This is a genomic window from Coprococcus aceti, from assembly GCF_025567285.1.
Taxonomy (GTDB): Bacteria; Bacillota; Clostridia; order Lachnospirales; family Lachnospiraceae; genus Coprococcus; species Coprococcus aceti.
In genome coordinates, this window is sequence record NZ_JAOQJT010000002.1 from 244,728 (window position 1) to 268,180 (window position 23,453).

Consider the following 23,453-nt stretch of genomic DNA (forward strand, 5'->3'; position numbering starts at 1 on the left):
AAAATACATTTTAAGCCTGCGCGCTTATACAATTACACGTGCTGTGCTTATACAACAAAAGAAAACCGGCGGATCTATCATGATACCACCGGTTTTCTTTATTTATCTGTCAGGCCGAAGCCTCGCAGAGTTTGACGAGTATGCATCTTCCCAAAGACACATCTCCCATCATCTTATATTTACTTGTAGTATACGCATACATCGGATCGACAACTCTTCTCAAAAGTCTCGAAAGAACTGGAACTGTAAATACATATTTAACCTTATACTCCCTGTCCGAATCCTCTGTTAATCTGGCAACATGATCCCTTATATCTATGTAGAACACCCCACTATCATTGCCGATAACATTGAACTGAAGACAACAATCATCAATATCCGCCAATTCCAAAGAACTGAGAACGCCGTCGATACACTCCACGCATTCTTTATACGTCATATAAACACCCAATCTTTATAAGAACTCGAAGTCTGCATCCTCATCGCCATCTCCGATAAGTACCTGATTACGCTTTACTCCTTCTTCTACTTCACCAACAATAAGTTCTTCCTCTTCTTCCTCCTGAGCAGCCTGAGCACTCTTACCTGTGAATGCTGCCGGCTTTGGCTCTGCCTCTGGAGCAGCCTTTGGTGTCATCTTGAGCTTCTGAGGTGCATCTCCGCCCTGCGACTTCATCTTAAGCTTTGTTATAGGATCCGCCTCAACTGCAGCTTCAACCTTATTTGCAGCCTCAGCAACCTTTGCACTTGATCCGCTCTTGAGTGTCTCCATCTCTTCCTTGAGCTTGGCAAGCTCAGCCTTTGCATTTGCGATAACCTCGTTAGCCTTCTTCTTAGCGTCGTTTATTATCTTGTTAGCCTCAGCATTTGCTGCGTTGGCTTCCTTCTTGGAACCAGGAGCAGCCTGCTCGAGCTGCTTCTCAAGCTCATAAATCTTTACGCTGTTCTCCATAAGGTTCTTCTTTGACACTTCGTTCTCTGACTCAAGAGCTGCATACTTTGTCTCAAGTTCTGCATAATCTTCTGCAACTGAGCGCAGGAAGCTGTTAACCTCATCCTTATTATATCCAAAAAGTCCTTTTTTAAAGGTTTTAGATTCAATCTGATCCTTTGTCATTGTATAGTTCTCCTTTTCAGTATTAGTTCTCTCTATAATATTATCCTTTGCATATAGAAACTCCACTTGTAATTATATTAACAAATATTCATTTTTTCAACAATATTGTTGGATTTTATAAAATTTTCCCAATATATTACAATTTTTTCGGCAAATCATGGATATATTACAATTCATTACTGTCAAGTAATATGGTAAATGGCCCATCATTGGACAGATCCACTTTCATATCTGCACCAAATTCTCCATGTTCCACCACAGGAACAAACTCACGGCATCTTTCAATTATATACTCATACATCTCATTGGCCATATCAGGCGCTCCTGCACCAGTAAATGATGGTCTGTTGCCCTTCCGGCAGTCTGCGCACAAGGTAAACTGTGAAACGATCAGGAGTTGGCCGTTTACTCTGTTTATGTCAAGATTTGTCTTGCCATTTTCGTCGGCAAATATCCTCATCTTCACAAGCTTGTTTATCATCTTGTCAGCAATCTCTTTGGTATCCGAATCGTATACTCCGACAAAAACCAGAAAACCTTTCTGTATGCTGCCGATCACTTTGCCATCCACCTCTACTGATGCGTGATTTACACGCTGTATTACAAATTTCATTTTATTTTACGGATCCTTTCATAATCTTTTTACAGACTATTTTACCAGCAATATCATTTTGACAGCTATTTGCCGGTTGTACTATCTGTCCGACATGCTTATCGCTTCAACTGCAACGCTGCCACCTCTTACAACCTCTATCCTGTTAGGGAAGCTCTCCTTGAACAGCTTTATGGCATTGTCGTTCTTTGCATCCGTCTGGACACACTCAACAAGCACAGATTTCTTATTATAATCTGTTATCTTATAGCCAAATGCATTTGCAATTCGGAACACCTCGTCCTTATCTTCATTTGAGCAGCTATTGACCTTGACATATAAGATCTCGTTGTTGTGGATTGCAATATCTGTGTAGTCGACGACCTTGATAACCTCCACACTTCTATTGAGCTGTTTTTTCACCTGCTCAAATGTCCTGTCATCACTGGTGAAACCGATGGTCATTCTGGATATTGTCTCATCCTCGGTTACTCCAACGGTTATAGTATCTATATTGTATGATTTGCTTGAAAACAAACCTGAAATTCTTGCAAGTACACCTACCTCATTCTCTACGAACAGGCATATCCATCTCTTCTTTACGCTCATTCTATATACCCCTTTCATCTGGATAATATACAAATCTATATATGTACATTCTATTACTAATATAAAATCAATTTATCAATATCAGCAGTCAAGTATCATGTCATTCAGTGACTTTCCACCCGGAACCATAGGAAATACGTTGGCCGTAGGATCGATGAAGAATTCTATAACTGTAGGTCCGTTTGTATTTGCCCTGGCAGCCTCAAATGCCGGCCTGATTTCCTCAGGCTTTGTAACTCTGATGCCCTTTGCATCATAGCTCTCTGCCAGTTTTACAAAGTCAGGAGAATACTTTGGACAGCATTTATCCGGATTCTGACAGTCTCTGTTGCATCTTCTTCTATATCTGAGACATGTACTGCTGTATCTCTTATTGAAGAACAGCTCCTGCCACTGGCGTACATTGCCGAGATAGCCGTTGTTCAGTATACAGAGGGTAACAGGAAGCTCAAGCGCAACAGCTGTAGCCATCTCCTGAATGTTCATCTGGACTCCGCCGTCTCCGGATATACAGATAACATCTTTATCCATGTTGCCAAGCTTTGCGCCTATGGCAGCAGGAAATCCATAACCCATGGTTCCAAGACCTCCAGAAGTTAAGAGCTGTTTGTTCTCGTCTATATCAATGTACTGCGTTGTCCAGAGCTGATTCTGTCCAACATCAGTTGTAACGATGAGATTGCTGTACATATCGTTTATGGTTCTGATGATAGCCTCAGGGGTCACACCATCATATCTGTTCATGTTGATAGGATACTCAGCCTTGACATTCATAATGTCATCCACCCAGCCTTTGATATCAAGAGGTTCTGCATATTCAAGCATCTTGGATATGGCAACCTTGGCATCAGCAACGATAGGTATATCTACCTTTATATTTCTTGATATGGACGCTGCATCTATATCAACATGTATGATCTTGGCATTCTTGGCAAATGTATCTATAGTACCTGTTATTCGGTCGTTAAATCTACATCCGATGGAGAAAAGTACATCGCTCTCCATGATAGCTTTGTTGGATGCCAAGTTACCATGCATACCGATGTTACCTACATACAGTGGATGATCTGTAGGTATCGCACCTTTTCCCATGATGGTTGTGACTACAGGGATACCTGTCTTCTCCGCAAGCTGCTGCATCTCTTTTCTTGCATGGGCGATATTTACACCACCGCCACAAAGGAACACAGGCTTCTTTGCATTCTTAAGCTCCGCAAGGGCTCTCTTGATCTGTCCGACATGTACGCCCTCTGAAGGCTTGTAACCTCTGATATTTACCTCTGATGGATACTCGTCACTTCCCATGGCAAGCTGTATATCCTTAGGAATATCAACAACTACAGGACCCGGCTTTCCGGTTCTTGCTATGTAAAAAGCATTTTTAATGATCCTTGCAAGATCCTCTCTCTTTCTTACTGTGACTGCGTACTTGCATATGCTTCTTGTGATCCCTACTATGTCAACCTCCTGAAAAGCATCATTTCCAATAAGGTTCAACGGAACCTGTCCTGTAAAACATACCAGTGGCACACTGTCGTAGTTGGCTGTGGCAATTCCTGTTACAAGGTTTGTCGCACCTGGACCGCTTGTTACCAGACACACTCCAACTCTTCCTGTTGAACGTGCATATCCGTCCGCTGCATGAACAAGTGCCTGCTCGTGTCTTGGAAGTATCATATCAATACCTTCTGCATCATACAACGCATCAAACAGGTCTATCGCTGTTCCACCAGGGTATGCGAACAGAGTGTCTACTCCCTCTTCCTGCAACGCTTTTACAAACATCTTTGCTCCATTGATCTCCATATCTTATACCTCCTGTAAAGTTCATGATAATCTAAACTTACGCCTCGGGATGTATATATGCACCCCTTGCATAGAAAAAGCCCTAAGCGCAACTGTTTTACGCTTAGGGCGAATATGTTCATATCCGTGGTACCACCTAAATTCAGACAAATGTCTGCACTTATCAGATACTATAATAAATTATCACTGTAATCATTATTAATATCTTATTCCTGTAACGGGGAAAACCGTTGAAACCTACTCGACAACAGCCGACAAATATGTATGCTGCAATCTTTCAATCCACTGCTCGAAGGCTACCTTCCACACATTCCTGATGAAGACTCTCACCACCGTCTTCTCTCTGTTGATCGGGAGATACATGTACTCCTCCTCGTCATAGCATTTGACTATTTCCCGGTCGTTTTACGACCCTTAGATGTGATTATTTTATCATTAACATGAAGATGTGTCAACGATTCTTTTACTTGCCCGCCAGCAGTTCAAACCAAAATACATCGTATCCCGCTGCAGCGGCAACTCTCTGGGAGGCTATATGGGACATGCCAGTGCCATAATATGGTATCCTGCCACATCTGAGTATATCCATAGTGAGTTCAGATACCAGCGATGTACCCACATGCCTTCCCTCAGCATCTTGAACAACATTTATACCAATCTGCCAGAAGTCGTCACTGTCAGCGCTTGCGCCAGCCATACCAATAATCTCACCATCTGATACAGCAGCCACAGCCAGCACATCAGGAGTGTTATCATCAAAGCAAAATGCTTCATTCCATCTGTCATCTCCTTTGAATTGCAGGATCTCATCCCCCGTATACCTGACAAGGTTAAAATCTTCTTTAAACTTCGAATCAATCAGTTTATCTGTAGTATCTTTTCTCACTGCCTGTTCGCTCAGTTCCGTCGGAAGGTAAAATGGGTGGGCAGATTTCAATTTACATCCGTAGCTGGAAAGAATACTGTCAAGCTCACGAAATTTCTCTATATCCATGAACCATTTGCCAGATGCATTCTCATAGCGTTTTCTGCATTCATCTACAATCTCTCTACGACCGGTAAATAACAGCTTGCCATTTACCACAGCTATTTTGAGTGGGCACTTTTCCTGTCCTTTGAACCGTCTTTGTCCTTCTATCTGTCTGTATTCAGAAAATATATTGTCACTGGAATATATATCAGCCGCATCACAGCAGTAATCCCTGGCCAGCTGATCATACAGTGAATTCTTCATCTTTCCAGACAGCCAATGTTTTCTCGTCATAATATTCGTATGTCCTATCCGGATTTCATTCAAAAGAGGCACATCCACTTCATCACAGGTATGATGAAACACAAATCCAAGCTTTTCCTGTACTATGCGGGACTTGGAATTGCCATCGTAGTAACCGCACCATATTGTTCTCATGCCCAGATCAAGAAATCCATGTTCTATGAGTCTCCTGGCCGCCTCCGGTGCGTATTCGTTGCCCCAGTGAGGCTTTCCTATCCAGTATCCGAGTTCACATTCGTCATCGCGGTCTGTCATATCTGTCCTTCCGTTTAACAGTAATTCAATGGCTCCGACAACCAGGCCGCTGTCCTTCAGACACACAGCATAACACTCCGGCCCATTAAATACATTCCGTATCACATCAAGGCTGTACTCCCTGCTCTCATGCACTGGCCAGCCAGCTATAGGTCCCACATCAGGGTCACTTGCATATTCAAATAATATATCTGCGTCACTCTCCTGCCAGTGACGTAATATTAACCTATTAGTTTCTAAAATCAAATCATATATCCCCTTTCATATAAGACTTTCTTTTTCTGATACGTCTATTCTAAATTATATATGCCACTGAATGTCGCACCCACTGTTTAGCTAATTCAGCCTTTTTACCTCAGTCTGTGCTTTCCCAGTTTTTCACTATCCTCAGATATTTGCCGAGATTGATAAAAGATCTAACGATCTCGTCCACTATGACTGCAAGAAAGACACCTGCTATTCCAAGCTTAAGGACAAACACGAACAAAAGTGCCACAGAAACCACCCACAACGTGCCAAACAACTGTGTTATGAGCATCCATATCGTGTTGCCACTGCCCCTGATCGCATTGCCAACAACTATGTTTGCTGATTTTGCGAAAAGATTGATGCTGATAAAGATCAGATATATCCCACACGATGCAATTATACTCTTGTCGTTGGTGAAAAGTGATATGATCTGCTGTGGAAACGCAAGACAGACACCGAGTGTGATGATTCCAACTACTATACACAAGCCATACGCACAGACACATACACCCTTGTATTTACCCAGATCATTGTTTCCTTTTGCCTCACCGGTTAGTGTCATTGTACCGTTTCCTATCGCTCCAATGATGACAACCGCCAGGACTTCAACACTGAATATGATGGAATAAATTCCGGCAGCCATCTCATTTATGGCGTTGAGAATCCTTATAAGCAGCAGATTGCCAAGATTCCATGCAAAATCCTCAAGAGCTGTGTTCACTCCCAGCTTTGCCGACAAAAGATACGGCTTTATATGTGCCTTTACTACCCATTTCATAGATGGTTTAGTGTTAAGTTTCTTGCTTGATACCACGAATATCACTGCAAATATAAGTCCAGAGTACTCCGCTATTGTAGTCGCTATGGCTGCACCCTTTATCCCCATGGCCGGAAGTCCGAATCTTCCAAATATCATGATCCAGTCGAGGAATATATTGACTCCCGACCTTATTATTCCATATATGACAAGCGGCTTTGTATAATTAGACGTCTGAAGTATTACACTGAAAGTACCGCCAAGTCCTGTTATCAGAAATACGGGCGCATAATACCTGGAATAATCAAGACACATCGGCATCAGGCCATCTGACACACCCATGAGTCTGAATACAAATTCAGCGCAGAATGTCCAGAAGAAAAATAACAGTATCGGTATGATATTATTGTATTTCACCATGGCACCGGAGTATTCCTCTATGTGTTCGGTATCTCCTGCACCAACACCCTGACTTATCAGTATAGACGCTCCTGTCACGATGGAGAAACAGAACGACATGGTGGTCCACATCGGTGAAGTCACATTGCCAAGTGCGCTCATGTACATGCTGTTTACGTGTCCTAAAAATATTCTGTCTATAAGCATCTGAAGCTGCGATATAAGATTGCTCAGCATGATTGGAACCGCGATGTTTAAAAGTCCCGGAAGGTATTTTTTGTTAGTCTTTATTAAAGTGTTTTTCATTGCAGTATTTCTCTTTCTATTATCAATATTTTGTAGGTTCAAATGTCATGATGCTTATTGCCGATTTTGTGTTCATACTCACCGAAAACAAATATGATACATTATATCAATACTTAACATATCTTGCATCAAACTTATAGTATTATATAAAAGTTCTATAAAATCAACTCCCCAATATAATATATAGATACCACAAAAAGAGGTAAATATATGTGTTCCATCGCAGGATTCTATAACTCCAACAGGATTTTCAATACCGAACATGAACGATACTCATACATATTGAACGACATGAATAAGGCACTTGCTCACAGAGGTCCGGATGCACAAAATACAGTGCTGTCATCGCACTGTGGAATGGCACACACAAGACTTTCCATACGTGACGTAGCAAGAGGCGAACAGCCTATGAAAAAGGTCATCGGCGAAAATACTATATACATAGTGTACAACGGCGAGATCTACAACACAAAGGAACTGAAATCGGAGCTGCTCGCCCTTGGATATACATTTGATACAACTTCGGACACAGAGGTTATTCTCAACTGTTTTCTTCACTTCGGTCCCGATTTTGTTCACAGGCTGAACGGAATATTTGCATTTGCGATATATGACGAACATATCCAGACCATATATCTGTACAGGGATCACTTCGGTGTGAAGCCGCTGTACTACTCAGTAACTGATGACGGAACACTTGTCTTCGCCTCAGAGATCAAAGGACTGCTCTACTATCCAGGTATAAGGCCTGTCATTGATGCACGGGGACTATGTGAGGTGTTCGGAATCGGGCCGTCCAAGACTCCAGGCTGTGGAGTATTTCAGAATATAGACGAAGTAAAGCCGGGACATTTCATGAAATTCTCACCCTACGGAATGACAGACTTCACATATTACCGCATAACCAGCAATCCTCACACTGACAGCTATGAAGACACTGTGGAAAAAGTCCGTTATCTTGTCAAGGACAGTATAGAGAGACAGATCGTATCGGATGTGCCTGTATGTACATTTCTCTCGGGGGGCATCGACTCATCAATCGTCAGCAGCGTATGCGCCGCAAAACTCAGGGAGCAAGGGAAAAAGCTGCACACTTTCTCATTTGATTTCAAAGATAATTCTAAATATTTCAAGTCAAATGCATTCCAGCCGGAGCAGGATCGACCATATGTAGATATGATGGTAGCCCACATAGGTTCAGACCACACATATCTCACCTGCAATTACAGTGATCTTGCAGACTATCTGTATACTTCCGTGGAATCAAGGGATATGCCGACCATGGCGGACGTGGATTCATCACTTCTGTACTTCTGTTCATTGGTGGCAAAGGAATACAAAGTTGTACTAACAGGGGAATGCGCGGATGAGATATTTGGAGGATACCCATGGTTCTACAGAGAAGAACTGCTTTCATCTGATACATTCCCATGGATGAAGGATCTGTCGCCAAGGCTCTCAGTACTGTCGCCGGACATCATAGATAGTCTTGATATACCGGGATATGTGTCATCACTATACAATTCTCTCCTGTCCGAGATCAATCTTCTTCCGGGGGAATCCGATACAGAAAAGCGGCGCAGGCAGATATCTTATCTGAATATCAGGATGTTCATGCAGACATTGCTTGACCGAATGGACAGAACAAGCATGGCAAGCGGACTTGAGGCGAGAGTTCCATTTGCAGATCCACGAATACTTGATTATGTGTTCAATGTTCCATGGGAGTACAAATATTCCGAAGGCTGTGAGAAAAAGCTTCTCAGAGAGGCCATGAAGGATTATGTTCCGCACGAAATCATGTACAGAAAGAAAAGCCCTTATCCAAAGTCATATGACCCTCATTATGAACAGGAGCTTGCAAAGAGGCTTCTCTGCGTGCTAAATGATCCGGAAAGTCCTCTTCTGCCTCTCATCGACAGAGAATATGTGAAAAACTTCATAAACGCGCCAAAGGATTACGGCAGGCCGTGGTTCGGTCAGCTCATGGCAGGACCTCAGATGATGGCATATCTTCTTCAGATTGATCACTGGCTGAGAAAATATGCTATTGTCCTTGACATATAAAAAGACTTCCAGACTTCTGTATACATGCGGCGTATCGAAAATGGCGAATACGCTGCATGTACAAGAGTTCTGAAAGTCTTGTTTTTACAGGCAATTTATATATTTGTTATTTATAGATTGCTTTCGCAGAAGGACTGCCCTTCTTTATCAGTTTCTTGTATGCTGTGGCCTTATTCCTAGGTACTGCAAATGTAATTTTGCTGTATGTTCCACTGAAGGCTTTTGCGCCAACGCTCTTGAGCTTAGCTGACTTTATCGTCATCTTCTTAAGGTTTTTGCATGATAAAAATGCGTTTGCCCCTATGCTTGTCACATTGTTGCCGATAGTGACATTCTTAAGAGCAGTGTATCTGCTGAATGCATTTGCGCTTACAGATGTTATCTTAAACCTTACATCACCTATAACTACAGTGTCTGCGATGGTCAGTGATGCAAATCTTTTATCTGACCTTGAGTACGTTGTTCCGGCAATTGCAACTGTTCCTGTGCCGTCTGCCTTTGCTCCGGTTATTGTGTACCTGAACTTTCCAACTGTATATGTCTTTCCCTTAGCAGCCTTTACTATGGCAAATGTCTTTGTTATTTTACCAGAATATGCATTCTTACCACATATTGTCACACTTGCCTTGCCCACCGCTTTGTTCTTGCTGTAGGTGACAGTGTAATCCTTGTTCAGTCTGAGCGTCTTTGTGCCAGCCTTGACAACAAGCGATCTCTGGGTGTGCGCTCTTCCATTGTAGATCTTGTTCTCTATTCCGGAAACCGTGATCTTGCTTGTCTTTTTGCTTATATCAGTTGTTGCAAGTTTGGCAATACTTGCTGTTTTCGCAGCCTTGCACACGGTACATGTGTATGTCCTCACACCGGCTGCTGTGTATGTAGGTTTCTTTGTTACCCTGCCGGAATTCCACTTATGTCCAAGTTCCTTTACACACACACCTGTGCTCATGACATCGCCGCAGACTGAGCACTCTGTATGTCCTGTTCCTGCCTTTGTGCAGGTTGGAGCCTTCTCTCCTTTTAGTGTATACTTTACAGTCTTACCATCTGAACATGGTGCTCTGTATATGGTTACCTTTAGCTCTGTGCTGTCATAGTTTTCCTTGTCATCGCCAGCGTATACAGCTGTTGCCACCACTGATCCGCCTGCCTTTATCGCAGTGGCTGTGTCAGCAGCAAGCCATACCCAGTCTCCCGGAAGTGCGATACTTCCAACGGTCTTATGTGTATTATCTACACTTAACAGCAGATTCGGCATTGCAGCCTTGCTCACATTTACCGTGATCTCAATTTCTGCTGTGTTGTAATTCACACTGTCAGCCGGCGTAAATACAACGGTGTACAGCGTCTTGTCACTGTCAGATACAAACGGCTTTAGAGAATCATCCTTCCATGCAAATGTTCCAAATATCTCAACCTTGTTAATACCGTCAAAATATGCTGTTCCTCCGTATAAAACAGACTTTGCAAGGCTGTCGCCATATGTTATTGCACTTGCTGTCGGCAGATCAGCTATGTTTACATTGGCCTTTAAGACATTTACCTGAATAGTTCCCCTGATCGAATTGTAGTGTTTCTGGTCATCCGGGGTAAATACTACATCATAGTCTGTTACATCAACCACAGGAACTGTGGAATCGTCAGCCCAGCTCCATGTTCCGGTTATGTTTTCTCCTGAAACTCCGATTACGGCTCCGCCCGAAATGCTTGCTTCATTTAAGGTTTTGTGTGGATCGTAACTTATCGGATCTGCCACCGGAAGTTCACTTATAACCGGATCAGCTTTAACTATATCGAATTCAGCCTTGCAGTTTATATCGTAATTTCCGCCCGTGGCATCCGTGATGGTTATCGTTGCTGTTCCAACTTCTGTGTTATCACTGTAAGATACTTCATATTCGCTTGAAGGAATGACTGTCTCACCGTCCATAAGAGCAAACTCAGGCTCTACCTTCTGTCCTGTGTATGTGTACTCAGGCTTAAGTCCGTCAAATGTTGGACTGCTGATCTTCTTTGGCTCAATGGTAAATGTCACGTTCTTTGTTCCTGAGTAAGCACCGATTCCTGTTACAATCGCAGTCGCTGTGCCAGCGTTGATATTGTCGGAATACGTTACATTATAATCTGAGCCTTCTTTTAGCTGTACAGAAAACATATTGTCCCAATTATAATATACCTTTACAGATGGTTTTAACTCACTTCCGGAGTAGATGATGTTTTTATTTTCATCTAACTCTGCATATACTTTATCGTTCAGCAATGCTCCAATTCTAAGCTTATTATCTTCTATACTTGTTGACAGATCAATTATAGAATCATCTGATGATGCGTTGAACCAATCTGACTTTAACGCAATGCCATCACCTGCTACAGCATATGCAGCACCTTGTTGTACACCTATTCCATCCAGAACAATCGGAATAACATTATGAGGCTCTGCATTTATAATTATTTTTTCTCCGTATATTCCATACAAATATATTCCGTCATTGATTTTTATATCACTGTTGTTAAAGTATAATTTTATTGTTTCATCAGCTAGAATTATCTTGTTTATATCTCCACCATTTAGTATCAATTGACCCATAGTATGTATCGTTCCCGAAATTTTTACATTACCAATTGTTACTGTTGAATCTTTTTTTATATCTAAATGACCTTTTACGTCTCCTCCCGTCTTAGAATCAATTATCGTTATTTTTCCGTTTTTTACATCAATATCATCTGTCTTATGTCCATTTATGTCTATAGTAAAATCAGAATCGGGATTGTTTATATCAAGAGCTGTATTTGTATCTTCCATAACGGTGACAACACTGTCCGGCATGTTTTCGGCATAACTTATTGCTTCTGGCAGTGAAACACAGGATATAGTCTCATCACCTTTTGTGACTGTCGCTGCAAGTTTCTCACCGCAGTATCTGCATATGCCATCCTCGAAGTTATGTTTGCCAAATACATCCTTTTTCTCATTGCTGTATGACACCGAGGCAATTTCAGATGAATCGTTACAGCCCATATAAGTTATGCTCTTATATACCTTCGGACCATGTAATACAGGATAGGTGTCTGTTCCGATGGTCTGTCCCCAGATTTCTTCTGACTGACCGTTCTGCAGGAGATACGCAACTTCACCTGTTTTGAATTGCTCTGTCGTTTTACCTTCAACCTTTTCAGTGGTTCCGTCATTCGCGCCTATCGCATTTCCAGTATAAATAGTGCTGTCGTAATAACAGTTTGTAATGCTTGCATTGGATTCATTACGTCCGATCACACCTCCTACATTAACCCCTGTACCACTGACACTACCGGTATTATAACAGTTTGTGATAATTCCTTTATTCCATCCGTTCACGCCTCCTACATATCCACTACCACCAACACTACCGACATTATAGCAGTTTGTGATAGTTCCTCCGTCATTATATCCGCTCACGCCTCCTACATAACGTTCTGTACCACTGACGCTACCGGCATTATAACTATTTGTGATGGTTCCTCCGTCATTATATCCGTTCACACCTCCCACATTACCTTCGCTACCACTGACGCTACCGATATTATAGCAGTCTGTGATGCTTCCGGTATAATTAATTCCGCTCACGCCTCCTACATATTCTAAGCCACTGACGCTGCCGGCATTATAACTGTTTATGATAGCTCCTTTACTATTATATCCGCTCACGCCTCCTACAAAACCGCTACTACCACTGACGTTTCCGGTATTATAACAGTTTGTGATGCTTCCGGTATAATTATATCCACTCACGCCTCCTGCTGTTCCTATACCACTAACGCTGCCGGTATTATAACAGTTTGAGATAGTTCCGGTATAATTATTTCCACACATGCCTCCTACCTTGCTGGTACCATAGAAATAAGAATCCAAAATACCTGCATTGGCAATCTTACCATTGTTACGACCGAACAATCCTACATCATAACTATTCTCTTGATTGAAATACAATCCACTGATTGTGTGGTTTTGTCCATCAAATATACCAGTGTATGGACTTGCGCTAGTTGCAATCGGTGTCCATTCCTTAAATGTTCCCTCATTCAAGGTTCCATCCGACTTCAGAACATTTGCATTCACAACAATATCCGCTGTCAGGACTGCATTGGCTGATTTATTCTGCGCTACGCCTGAAAGTGTGCCATTTACAAGTCCGGCAAACCAGTAGAGCTGACCTGCATTACTGATCTCGTAAACCGCATCCTTTGTCCCGTCCTCATTAATATCATACTTGTCCGTAGTGAGCACCGCCGGCTGATATGCGTCGCAATCTGTACAAAATCCCTGCGAATTATAATTGTGTGCTTCCGTCTCTTTAGTCACATATCCGATCGGACAGTCTTTGCATGCTACTCCTTTTGTATGTTCTTTGTCATCTTGCCAAATGTATGTAATATCACCGTTTGTATTATGTTTGTGTTCAGCTCCATCTACCAGAATTGTGGCTCCATCTTCAACAATAAGCTTGTCCAGATTGGTGATGCTTGCACTACTCTCAAATTCTATGCTTTCTCCACTTGCAATCGTTAAATCTTCTTTTAAAGCGGCTTTACCATATACATATGTTTTCGTTACATCATCACCGGTCTCAATGTCGTTCCATTGCTTTGTGATGACAGAGTTGCTGAAGTCACAATCACTTAATACAGGTTCTTGACAGGCTAAAGCACGGCTAACCACGATCTGGCTTCCTGATACATTAATTTGTTGATTTGATCTAATTACCTCACCTTCGTATCGTTCTGTTGTTGCTTTCGCTTCAACATAACTGTCTACTATATTAATTTTATCACCACTAATTACGTTTGAATGATCCTCCTCATTTGCTACCACATGGCTATTTTCAATCGTTAAGCTGCCGCTACATTCAATTTGGGAAGTCTCCAGCGTTGCTCCTATAATTTTTATATTATTATTATTTGAGCCTAAGTCATCTGCACTGATTTTTCCACAACTTAGACTTTCATTCTGATTGTTACCATTTATTTCTAATGTAGGCACAATTCCGCTTTCTGTTAAAATACTTTGAATCACCATATCTGATCTCATAGTATTTGTTCCGGATAACATAATCGAAAGATCACCGTTCTGAATCGTAATGTTTCCAGAAATATACGCATTTTCCAGTACAAGCTGATTCCTCGTGATGTCATAGTACCAATTGGTTCCCTGATATATCGTGTCATCATTACCAGAAACTCCATCATCTTGCAATTCCCCATTATCAATAAGCCTTGTTGAGCCCATCAATAAATATTTGGGTATTTTTTCCGTTGTAGTCTCCTCTGCCTTAGCATTCATCACTCCCCAGCCGCTTACACCCATCACCGGCGCAGGCGACGTAACCACCGCTGCAGCAAGTGCAAATATAATTCCCTTCTTAAATACTAATCCCTTTCTCATTCCATACCTCCATTTCCATAACAGTCTCTCCTGTGAATTCTGTTACTTTATCCCTTTTGTTGCGTAATCAAGTATCATTTCCTTAATCATTATCAGCTCGTCCGTGTAGTCCTTGTTGTCGTCCGATCCCCATATGAAGCCCTCCGCATAATGAGCGCAGGCCGTCATCATGGAGTGGACGGTGACACGCATGAATTCTGCTTCCGGTATGTCTGTCCGGATAGTTTTGTCCACCCTCGCTTTCTCGTACATCATGTGAAGTCTTGTATCCACCGAATACAGTGAACTGTGAAAATCTACAAGCTGATCATTGTTCTTGCCTTCATGTGTCACATAGTAGTTGAAGTTGTCATTGTACCTGAGCAATGCCTTGTGATGCTGATACATATCTATGTAGCTGTCCATGGTAAATCTCAGTCTGTCTATGGCTGGTATGTCATGTACAGACGATATAGGTCTTCTCGCGTCCAGGCCATCCAGGTATCTCTTCCACTGATCAGCACATACCGCTATGACCAGCTCAAGCTTACTTGGATAGTACCTAAACAATGTAGCCCTTCCCACGTCGGCAGCCCTTGCGATATCTCCCATGCTCACCGCCTCTATCTTCTTGTCTACGAACAGCTCAAATGCAACATCAAGGATCTTTCTTTTGCGCTCGTCCATTTCCTCTTTCAGTTTTTCCGGATCTCTCATATATTACTTTTCACTCCAAAGTTATATTGTGATACTCCCTGTCTCACAATAAATATTTTACAGGACTATCTTATGTCAGTCAACAAAAATCCCAGAAGTCACATTTCGAATCACATTTCGATAGTAAGTAACTTCTGGGATTTCGTATTATATTAAATTTTTATCAATCTGCCAAAATCAGCATTCTTTCCTCAATCAAATGATTGAAGTCTGATTTCATTTTTTCAGGTATATAAGATTCGTCACACATCTTTTTCATTTTATCCTTATTTTTAACTACCAAACTTATCATCTTCTCCGCTGATATCCGACTTAAACCACATACATCAGCAAATATAAGGAAATCTTTTCTTCTCACATTTCTCTTTTTCCCATTCATCGGTATCGCCAATTGCTCTGTATCCTCAGGCATGATAACATTTATCGGCAGCAGATCATAGGCTGGTGAGAGAACATAATCTCCGCTTCCCACCTCTGTTTCAATAAGCGAAAAATTCTTCAAATGCATATCGGAATTGCCAGTCACGAAAGAAAATACAATTCTCATATAGAATTCTGCCATATCCAGACCTACACGACTTGAATATTTTTCTATGATCTTTGCACATCGCTCGTATGAACCTTTATATTTGTCCTGTGTAAGACGATAGTCCAACTGACAGAAATCTTCCATTGCAAGCATTTCAACAGTTGTTTTCTCGAATATCCTATCCACTCTTTTAGTAATATATGCCATCTGCCCATTTCCTTTGATCAATGCATGCGGCACCGTTGAAATTCCTATCATATCAGCCATAGACATCACAAGCTGCTCCGCTTCAGGCATCGCTTTAAATTGATCAACCTGAGGTTTAAGTATATATCCTGTTGGGTAGTTTACCAATGTAAGTCTTGGATTACCTGGTTCAGAAAGCAGGTGTAACGACAGTTTCTTCTGTACACCCGGGACCGTATACCCCTTGTTTATACTTTCCTCTGCAAGAACTTTTAGTTTCTGATCATCTATATCTATGTCTGGCAGCTTAGTCGTCATAAAAAATCTCTTCACACAAGCTTTATGCCAGCCTGTTTCGTCGTCATTTTTCAAAGTTTTTCCACAGCACAAACAATTCATATGCGATCCTCCCTGACACTTACATTGCCTATCGCATCGCGGCATGCAACAAGCAGCAATCCAAACCTGTCCCTTACATCTATTTTCCAATTTCTACTGACCACATCAAGCAGCCAGCCCTCGGGGATGAGTCCATCAAAAAAAGAAAATAAAGTCTTGGATCGATACATGTCCTTCGACAATGGCATGGTAAGTGATACAGCACTGGCATTTTCTCTATCAAGATATTCTTCATCGTAAGAAAATGTATATCCCTCGTCGGTCTCACATAAAATTCCCGCAAATTCATTTCTTATATATACATAAGCCGTTCTAAAAGTATTATCCACCATCAATCATCCTTTCTCCCTGGAACCGCCTCCATGCCGAACATTGCAAGAGCTTCATTGACCTTGTCCATACGCACAGTTTCTTTCCCCTGTTCAAGTTCGCGGACAAATCTGAGTCCGAGGCCTGATCTTATTGCGAATTCTTCCTGTGTAAGACCCGCTTCTTTTCTGTTAGTCTTTATAAATTCAGCTATCTTATTCATCGTTATTACCTCTTATATGTGATTCCTCCTACACGTGATTCCTCTTACACGTGATTCTTCTTATACGCTATTCTCCTTATATATTACACCCGATAAGGTATAATTTCAATCAAATATAATATTTTTTATACCATAACGGGTATAAAAAATATTATATAAAACAAAACTACACCCGATGGGGTATAATAGCCGCAATAAGCAACAAACTTATACCCTATCGGGTGCAGTAAAACTACTTTATGAGAACCGGCTGTATCTGCCTTCCCTCAAGAGCCTCCTCTATGGTGGCTGGGATGAGATCAAGTCTGCTTATGAGTGAATTGGGTTTCTTCACACAGTTATCCTGTTCAAATGGAACAAAATAAATATTTTTCATGTTCATGAGCTGGCCGATATTCTTGAAGTTCATACCCATGGCATCATTTGTCGAAACCGATATGATGAGCGGCTTATTGTTCCTCAGATGTGCCTTCGCAGCCATGAGAACCGATGTGTCTGTTATTCCATTTGTCAGCTTGGCGATGGTGTTTCCGGTACAAGGTGCTATGACCAGCGCATCAAGATAGGCCTTGGGACCTATAGGCTCAGCCTCCTGTATAGTGTAAATACCCTTTCGCCCTGCTATCGTCTCAACGTCATTTACGAATTTGTCAGCTTTTCCAAATCTTGTGTCGTACTCTGCGGAGTGAGGCGAGAATATCGGATACACATTTATTCCCATCTCAACCATTTTCTTTATTTCTATCTTAATCTTATCAAAGGTACAAAATGAACCGGTTATAGCCATACCTACATTGCACTTTGATAAATCCATGTTATATACACTCCTATTTATTAAGCGTCAGTTCATACAAATCCATTTCAGCGGTGAGCCGACACTGCCTCTATCACTGCATCGGCAAGAATCATCCCCGAGGTCTTTGGAGACAGCTTACCCGGGATTCCCAGGCTGTGTTTATAAGGAATATCATGTTCCTTGCAATAATCAAAATCCACCCCTCCCGGCATAGATGCTATATCTATTACAACCGCATGTCTGCTGAGCAGAGACAGGATATCTTCACATACAACTCTCGCAGGTACTGTATTGAAGCAAAAATCCACTTCTGACAGTATATGCTTATATATCGGAATATCCTCAAATGACATAACCTTGTAGCCTATGAGCGCCGCATCACTCCTCTGCTTTGGACGTCTTGCCATAACTATTACATCTGCTCCCCAGGATGCAAGCCTTTCGGCAAGAACCCTGGCACATTTGCCAAATCCCGTCACCAGACATACGCTTCCGTCTATATTAATATCAGACAGCTCCTCCGCATCGCAGACTGCCCCCTCCGCGGTTGCAACTGCATTTCTCTCGGCCACAACATCATCTGCAAGAAAATCAAATACATAAGGACTATTTTCGTTTGTATCAGACATATATTTGCCTATCCCGCCTCCAAACACAATGTCAAATTCCTTGCTGCATTCCAGAATGCTGTTCACAGTGAGAAGGGTTCTGCCGTTGACAAATTCACCATCCCTCGTAACAGGCACAGGAAGAATGATAGCTTTCAGCATTTCTACAGATGGAGACGCACATTCGCCCTCTATCAGTCTGCGAAAGCCCACTCCTGAAGCCCCCGAAATAATGGTGACCGGCGAATGTCTCAGCAGATCGGCATCATATGGATCGAAATGAAACACATTACTGCCTTTCTCCGCCAGACTGAGAGACATATAGCAGCTTCTCCTGTCACCGCCTACCACGTAGTATACACAATCCATATCCATACCTCAGTGCACCGCCCTTATATTATTGATAATTTAGGATATGCCTGTGCCAGGCAAATGTTACATTGCAGCACGATATAAAACTTTTATTATCTCATCCTTAAATGTCACATCTGCTATCTCCTCGGACACAATAACATTCTCAACATCTATAAGTTCATCGTCCAGGTACACTTCAAGCGAACCGGCCACAGCGCCTTTATGCACAGGTGCCTTTAATGTATCCGCGACTTTGTATACATACTGTATACTACCTTCAGATGCTGTCACAGTCCTGTTCAGCCTGCATTTTGTCGCTGTGCTTCCATCTGCCGACGAGCCCGATGAATATGTTATCCTGATGTCAGGCGAAGCAGGCGCCTTAAGCTCCGTGTATATGGTGTGTTCCTGCGCAAATGCCACAAGCGCCCTGGAATCTTTCCATTTATAAGTCTTATTATTCGGCCATCCGCAGCCAAGGAGAGCCCATATATATGTATGTCCCTCAACCTCCGCAGCTCCTATATAGCAATATCCAGCATCGCAGGTAAAGCCGGTCTTTCCTGACAATGCGCATGGCATCATATCGAGAAATGCATTGTGATTAATGCATGCAAATGTTCTATTTCCGGTATTATCAGTGAATGTGTATGATTTTGTTCGGGTAATCTTCAGAAATTCATCCTTTTGGGGTGAAATAAGAATACAATACCTCATGATCCTGACAAGATCCTCCGCAGAGGTGCCATGGACGCCATTTTCGTCCTGGGCATCCAGACCATTTGGCGTGATAAAATATGTAGAATGGCAGCCTATCTCCTCAGCCTTTGCGTTCATCATCTCCGCAAAGTGCTGTACACTGCCACCGATATGTTCTGCTATGACTACAGCGGCGTCGTTGTAGCTCTCGAGCATCATGGCGTACAACATGTCTTCAAGTGTGTACTTCTCGCCGTCACGAACCCCAAGTCTGACCTCAGGCATCTTGGATGCATAGGATGAAGCTGTCACATCATCCGCCAGATTCCCGCACTCGATTGCAAGTATACATGTAAGTATCTTGGTCGTGCTGGCGTTGGGCCTGTGCTCATCACTACATTTGTCATATAGTATATCTCCAGTCTCCCCATCCAGCAGAATCGCATTTCTGGCAAATAGCTGTACATCCGCTGTATTGTCTTCCTCAGCATACGCTTTTATAAATATATTGTTACCAACGAGAAACTGTATTACCAGACTTGCTGCAGTCCAGGCTGCAACAAGCAACATAAACCGCCTTATGCGTGATCTTTTTCCTGTAGAAAACATATGCATATACCGTCATATCCTCATAATATTGGTCATGATATTATATTACAGGAACATGTCTGTTATTCTTCGGATGTCGTATCTACACTGAGCGTGAAATCTGCTTCCTCCAGCGCTTCTTTCTTGAAGTCCTCTATCTTATCAGGGCTTATCATCGGAAGATCATTTGTCGATGACACTCCAAAGCATCTGAGGAATTCCTCTGTTGTTCCAAACATGATAGGTCGTCCAGGAGCATCAAGTCTTCCAACCTCCTGCACGAGATTGTACTCTATAAGCTTGTTTATGGCATGTACACATGAAACTCCTCTTATAGCCTCGATCTCGGGCCTTGTTATCGGCTGTTTGTATGCAATTATAGACAAAGTCTCAAGAACAACATCCGTGAGGGAAAGCTTCTTCGGTGTATTGACAACCTTGGCGAGAATTCCATAGTATTCGTTGCGCGTACAGAGCTGAAGCGAACCGTCAAGATCTATGATCCTGATACCCCTGTCGCTGTTGTTGTAATTATATATGATACCCTCAAGCTGCTTTGTAAGCTTCCTCTTGTCCATCTCAAGAGCTGAGGCAAGTCTGTCGATCGATACAGACTCACCCACTGAGAAAAGTATAGCCTCGATGGCGGATGTGAGATAATCGTCACTGTACTCCTTGTCCGTCCTGGCCTCCTCATTCTCTTCTGAAGGGGTATTTACTTCATCTATTTCCTCATTCTGTAAATCTTCGTTATTCATCGTTACCTCATCTCTATATAGTATCCAGAGAATCAATGATTATCTCTCCGAATATATCTTCCTGTCTGATCGCTATTGCGCCTATCTTCATAAGCTCAAGTATGGCAAGGAATGTGACTATGATATTCATCTTTGATGCCTGCATCTCAAGCAGTGTCCTGAAGTTTATGCCCTCCAGTCCTCTGACTTCTTCTCTTACCTCCGCCATCTTCTCCTCAAGGGAAATCTCCTCCCTCTCGATCTCTTTGAATTTGCTTCGTATCGGATCTACCTTGTCGACCTGCTTACGCATAACCGATTTGAATATCTCATTGAGCTTCTGGAGATCCACATCAGCCTTGGAGATCAACTCATAAGGATCGACCTCCTGCTTGACATTCTTCACCTCAGCCGGTATGGTCGCCTTCTTGAAAAATACCTTGTTTCCCTCAATCTCCAGATCCTTCAGTTCACCGGCAGCATACTTGTACATCTTGTACTCAAGCAGTCGTCTGACGAGCTCTTCTCTAGGATCCTCTTCATCCTCAGGATCCTCCTCATCCTTCGGCAGGAGCATCTTGGACTTGATCTTGATCAGAGTCGCCGCCATGACCAGAAATTCGCTCATGACGTCAAGATCTTCTTCCTCCATGTTGTTCACATATTCCAGATACTGCTCTGTGATAGTGACGATCGGAATATCGTATATATTGACTTTGTTTTTCTCTATCAAATGCAAAAGAAGATCCAGTGGACCCTCAAATACATTAAGCTTTACATCTATCGCAGACATATGTACGTCTCCATCCTGAATTGATAACCACCATAATGTTCCATGCCCGGACAATCAAATGTCTAAGGCATCCACCAGAACACCTTAGACATTTTAACATAGCCTGCCATAAATATGCAATCTTATATTATTATGCACACCATTCCGCCATTTCCGTCATTTACGATCTTCTCCATGGTATTCTGAAGCTTCTGCTGACTCTCCGCACCTATCTTGCTGACCTTGTTGTTAAGTCCATCGTCAACGAGTTGTTCTATGGTCTTGCCAAATATATTAACTCCCCACATATCTCCATCATCGCTGTTGTCAGATATGTATGTGACAAGATCATCCGCCTGCTCCTTGCTTCCCACAAGAGGCATGATCTCGGTGGTGATATTCGCCTTGATCATATGTACCGATGGCGCGCTCGCCGATATCTTCACTCCAAATTTTCCTCCGGTCTTTATAACCTCAGGACTTCCGAGCTGGACATTCGACTTATCCGGCATAACGAGGCCATAACCTCCATTGTTCACCTGCTCAAGCGCTCCCATGACACTCACACAATACTTACGATTATCTGCCATGGATTTGAGCTCAGTGATAAAATCGTACTCGTTTGTTATATCTGCGCCCATCATATCTGACAGCATTGCGTAATAATAATTATCGTAGATATCGACGTTTATATTCACACATCCATCCGCCATATTTATGCTGGAACACTTATATCTCTTGACATATTCATTCTCAGGGTAGTCCATATGATCGATATCCCTCAGGCTGTCTGCAGCCGCCATTATCTGGACTGCATCACATATAACGCTGCTCTTGATCTCATTGTCATCATCGACAACCTCAAGCCATTTCGGTATCTCAAAATATATAGATGTGACAGGGAAGCTCATAAGAAGTTCTGTAAAAATATATGTAATATCCGATTCTCTGAGCTGCTCCACGTTTACCGGAATAACACTTGCACCATATGTATCGCTCATTTCTGCCGAGAGCGCGGCCGTCTGACTGCTGGATGGTTTGTCGGTGTTGAGAAGAATGACAAATGGCTTCCCAATGGCCTTCAGCTCATCAACAGTCTTCTGCTCAGCTTCAAGATAGCTCTCCCTCGGAAGCTCACCAAAGCTGCCATCCGTGGTCACAACAATCCCAACAGTTGAATGGTTATTTATAACCTTGTTTGTGCCTATCTCCGCCGCCTTGGAAAACGGAATGTCATAGTCAAACCACGGCGTTCTCACCATTCTCTCCTTGCCATCCTCAAACTGACCCTCGGCATCCTTGACGACATATCCCACGCAATCGATCATCTTTACCTTCATATCCAGATTGTCAGCAACATTGATTGATACAGCTTCCTTTGGTATAAATTTTGGCTCAGTCGTCATTATGGTCTTTCCTGATGCCGACTGCGGCAGTTCATCCTGTGCAAGCTGCCTGTCATTTTCCCCTGAAATGTTAGGAATAACCATCTGGTTCATAAATCTTTTTATAAATGTGGATTTTCCTGTTCTCACCGGTCCAACTACGCCGATGTATATTTCTCCGTTTGTTCTCGCCTTGATATCCTGATATACCTGATACTCCTCCATACATCCTCCTGACATGCTATTTATTTACATAATTATATTACTGTAAACACAACAGATCTACGGTCATTTTCTATATATAGCATATGAATGTAACTGCT

19 protein-coding genes and 1 other annotated feature are annotated in these 23,453 nt (G+C 42.4%); of the genes, 1 reads left to right on the forward strand and 18 read right to left on the reverse strand.

Annotation, left to right across the window (positions count from 1 at the left end):
* Nucleotides 1-109: 109 nt before the first annotated feature.
* From OCV54_RS03580 to OCV54_RS03610, 7 genes are all read right to left on the reverse strand, one after another.
* Nucleotides 110-439 (reverse strand): hypothetical protein, encoded by a 330-nt coding sequence (locus tag OCV54_RS03580; protein WP_055144410.1) that lies wholly within the window; start codon nt 437-439, stop codon nt 110-112.
* Between the two features lie 15 nt (nt 440-454).
* Nucleotides 455-1,117, reverse strand: coding sequence for a DivIVA domain-containing protein (locus OCV54_RS03585; RefSeq protein ID WP_055144408.1), 663 nt, complete (start codon nt 1,115-1,117; stop codon nt 455-457).
* A 166-nt stretch (nt 1,118-1,283) separates the two neighbouring features.
* Nucleotides 1,284-1,730, reverse strand: a complete 447-nt coding sequence (gene dtd, locus OCV54_RS03590) for a D-aminoacyl-tRNA deacylase (protein WP_055144406.1) — start codon at nt 1,728-1,730, stop codon at nt 1,284-1,286.
* 81 nt (nt 1,731-1,811) lie between these two features.
* The gene (gene ilvN / locus OCV54_RS03595) at nt 1,812-2,318 is read right to left on the reverse strand and encodes an acetolactate synthase small subunit (RefSeq protein WP_022216434.1); all 507 of its coding nucleotides are present in this window, start codon (nt 2,316-2,318) and stop codon (nt 1,812-1,814) included.
* An 81-nt stretch (nt 2,319-2,399) separates the two neighbouring features.
* Nucleotides 2,400-4,124 (reverse strand): biosynthetic-type acetolactate synthase large subunit, encoded by a 1,725-nt coding sequence (gene ilvB, locus OCV54_RS03600; protein WP_055222683.1) that lies wholly within the window; start codon nt 4,122-4,124, stop codon nt 2,400-2,402.
* A gap of 101 nt (nt 4,125-4,225) precedes the next feature.
* Nucleotides 4,226-4,513 (reverse strand) — a binding site (T-box leader).
* A gap of 74 nt (nt 4,514-4,587) precedes the next feature.
* Nucleotides 4,588-5,898, reverse strand: a complete 1,311-nt coding sequence (locus OCV54_RS03605; RefSeq protein ID WP_082431245.1) for a GNAT family N-acetyltransferase — start codon at nt 5,896-5,898, stop codon at nt 4,588-4,590.
* 109 nt (nt 5,899-6,007) lie between these two features.
* The gene (locus tag OCV54_RS03610) at nt 6,008-7,363 is read right to left on the reverse strand and encodes an MATE family efflux transporter (protein ID WP_015534967.1); all 1,356 of its coding nucleotides are present in this window, start codon (nt 7,361-7,363) and stop codon (nt 6,008-6,010) included.
* Nucleotides 7,364-7,573: 210 nt separating this feature from the next.
* Here OCV54_RS03610 and asnB point away from each other — a divergent pair, with 210 nt between their 5' ends.
* Nucleotides 7,574-9,430 carry an asparagine synthase (glutamine-hydrolyzing) gene (gene asnB / locus OCV54_RS03615; protein ID WP_055144402.1) on the forward strand — a complete coding sequence of 619 codons (1,857 nt, stop codon included), beginning with the start codon at nt 7,574-7,576 and terminating at the stop codon, nt 9,428-9,430.
* Between the two features lie 106 nt (nt 9,431-9,536).
* On the opposite strand, the gene OCV54_RS03620 is transcribed toward asnB, so the two are convergent.
* The 11 genes from OCV54_RS03620 to spoIVA form a co-directional block, all read right to left on the reverse strand.
* Nucleotides 9,537-14,849, reverse strand: a complete 5,313-nt coding sequence (locus OCV54_RS03620; protein ID WP_055222685.1) for a leucine-rich repeat protein — start codon at nt 14,847-14,849, stop codon at nt 9,537-9,539.
* Nucleotides 14,850-14,891: 42 nt separating this feature from the next.
* Entirely contained in the window at nt 14,892-15,545 is a 654-nt protein-coding gene (locus tag OCV54_RS03625) for a TetR/AcrR family transcriptional regulator (protein ID WP_022216428.1), read from the reverse strand.
* 163 nt (nt 15,546-15,708) lie between these two features.
* Complete coding sequence (locus OCV54_RS03630) at nt 15,709-16,659, reverse strand: HipA domain-containing protein (RefSeq protein WP_055222687.1); 951 nt, start codon at nt 16,657-16,659, stop codon at nt 15,709-15,711.
* Nucleotides 16,656-16,991 carry a HipA N-terminal domain-containing protein gene (locus OCV54_RS03635; RefSeq protein WP_022216427.1) on the reverse strand — a complete coding sequence of 112 codons (336 nt, stop codon included), beginning with the start codon at nt 16,989-16,991 and terminating at the stop codon, nt 16,656-16,658. Before OCV54_RS03635 ends, OCV54_RS03630 begins: the two co-directional genes overlap by 4 nt.
* Nucleotides 16,991-17,191, reverse strand: coding sequence for a type II toxin-antitoxin system Y4mF family antitoxin (locus OCV54_RS03640; RefSeq protein ID WP_015534972.1), 201 nt, complete (start codon nt 17,189-17,191; stop codon nt 16,991-16,993). Before OCV54_RS03640 ends, OCV54_RS03635 begins: the two co-directional genes overlap by 1 nt.
* A gap of 232 nt (nt 17,192-17,423) precedes the next feature.
* Nucleotides 17,424-18,005, reverse strand: coding sequence for a dipicolinate synthase subunit B (locus OCV54_RS03645; RefSeq protein ID WP_015534973.1), 582 nt, complete (start codon nt 18,003-18,005; stop codon nt 17,424-17,426).
* 47 nt (nt 18,006-18,052) lie between these two features.
* On the reverse strand, nt 18,053-18,964 hold the full coding sequence (locus tag OCV54_RS03650) for an NAD(P)-dependent oxidoreductase (protein WP_022216426.1): 912 nt from the start codon (nt 18,962-18,964) through the stop codon (nt 18,053-18,055).
* 66 nt (nt 18,965-19,030) lie between these two features.
* On the reverse strand, nt 19,031-20,218 hold the full coding sequence (locus OCV54_RS03655) for a D-alanyl-D-alanine carboxypeptidase family protein (RefSeq protein WP_055144391.1): 1,188 nt from the start codon (nt 20,216-20,218) through the stop codon (nt 19,031-19,033).
* A gap of 101 nt (nt 20,219-20,319) precedes the next feature.
* Nucleotides 20,320-20,994, reverse strand: coding sequence for an SMC-Scp complex subunit ScpB (gene scpB, locus OCV54_RS03660; protein ID WP_015534975.1), 675 nt, complete (start codon nt 20,992-20,994; stop codon nt 20,320-20,322).
* Nucleotides 20,995-21,007: 13 nt separating this feature from the next.
* The gene (locus OCV54_RS03665; RefSeq protein WP_055222691.1) at nt 21,008-21,766 is read right to left on the reverse strand and encodes a segregation and condensation protein A; all 759 of its coding nucleotides are present in this window, start codon (nt 21,764-21,766) and stop codon (nt 21,008-21,010) included.
* Nucleotides 21,767-21,888: 122 nt separating this feature from the next.
* Entirely contained in the window at nt 21,889-23,355 is a 1,467-nt protein-coding gene (spoIVA, locus tag OCV54_RS03670; protein ID WP_015534976.1) for a stage IV sporulation protein A, read from the reverse strand.
* Between the last annotated feature and the right edge of the window lie 98 nt (nt 23,356-23,453).

Excerpts from the sequence above, each read along its gene's own strand:
- OCV54_RS03580 (WP_055144410.1), bottom strand. The coding sequence starts at position 439 with ATGACGTATAAAGAATGCGTGGAGTGTATCGACGGCGTTCTCAGTTCT.
- OCV54_RS03585 (WP_055144408.1), bottom strand. The coding sequence starts at position 1,117 with ATGACAAAGGATCAGATTGAATCTAAAACCTTTAAAAAAGGACTTTTT.
- dtd (WP_055144406.1), bottom strand. The coding sequence starts at position 1,730 with ATGAAATTTGTAATACAGCGTGTAAATCACGCATCAGTAGAGGTGGAT.
- ilvN (WP_022216434.1), bottom strand. The coding sequence starts at position 2,318 with ATGAGCGTAAAGAAGAGATGGATATGCCTGTTCGTAGAGAATGAGGTA.
- ilvB (WP_055222683.1), bottom strand. The coding sequence starts at position 4,124 with ATGGAGATCAATGGAGCAAAGATGTTTGTAAAAGCGTTGCAGGAAGAG.
- OCV54_RS03610 (WP_015534967.1), bottom strand. The coding sequence starts at position 7,363 with ATGAAAAACACTTTAATAAAGACTAACAAAAAATACCTTCCGGGACTT.
- asnB (WP_055144402.1), top strand. The coding sequence starts at position 7,574 with ATGTGTTCCATCGCAGGATTCTATAACTCCAACAGGATTTTCAATACC.
- OCV54_RS03620 (WP_055222685.1), bottom strand. The coding sequence starts at position 14,849 with ATGAGAAAGGGATTAGTATTTAAGAAGGGAATTATATTTGCACTTGCT.
- OCV54_RS03625 (WP_022216428.1), bottom strand. The coding sequence starts at position 15,545 with ATGAGAGATCCGGAAAAACTGAAAGAGGAAATGGACGAGCGCAAAAGA.
- OCV54_RS03630 (WP_055222687.1), bottom strand. The coding sequence starts at position 16,659 with ATGAATTGTTTGTGCTGTGGAAAAACTTTGAAAAATGACGACGAAACA.
- OCV54_RS03635 (WP_022216427.1), bottom strand. The coding sequence starts at position 16,991 with ATGGTGGATAATACTTTTAGAACGGCTTATGTATATATAAGAAATGAA.
- OCV54_RS03640 (WP_015534972.1), bottom strand. The coding sequence starts at position 17,191 with ATGAATAAGATAGCTGAATTTATAAAGACTAACAGAAAAGAAGCGGGT.
- OCV54_RS03645 (WP_015534973.1), bottom strand. The coding sequence starts at position 18,005 with ATGGATTTATCAAAGTGCAATGTAGGTATGGCTATAACCGGTTCATTT.
- OCV54_RS03650 (WP_022216426.1), bottom strand. The coding sequence starts at position 18,964 with ATGGATTGTGTATACTACGTGGTAGGCGGTGACAGGAGAAGCTGCTAT.
- OCV54_RS03655 (WP_055144391.1), bottom strand. The coding sequence starts at position 20,218 with ATGTTGCTTGTTGCAGCCTGGACTGCAGCAAGTCTGGTAATACAGTTT.
- scpB (WP_015534975.1), bottom strand. The coding sequence starts at position 20,994 with ATGAATAACGAAGATTTACAGAATGAGGAAATAGATGAAGTAAATACC.
- OCV54_RS03665 (WP_055222691.1), bottom strand. The coding sequence starts at position 21,766 with ATGTCTGCGATAGATGTAAAGCTTAATGTATTTGAGGGTCCACTGGAT.
- spoIVA (WP_015534976.1), bottom strand. The coding sequence starts at position 23,355 with ATGGAGGAGTATCAGGTATATCAGGATATCAAGGCGAGAACAAACGGA.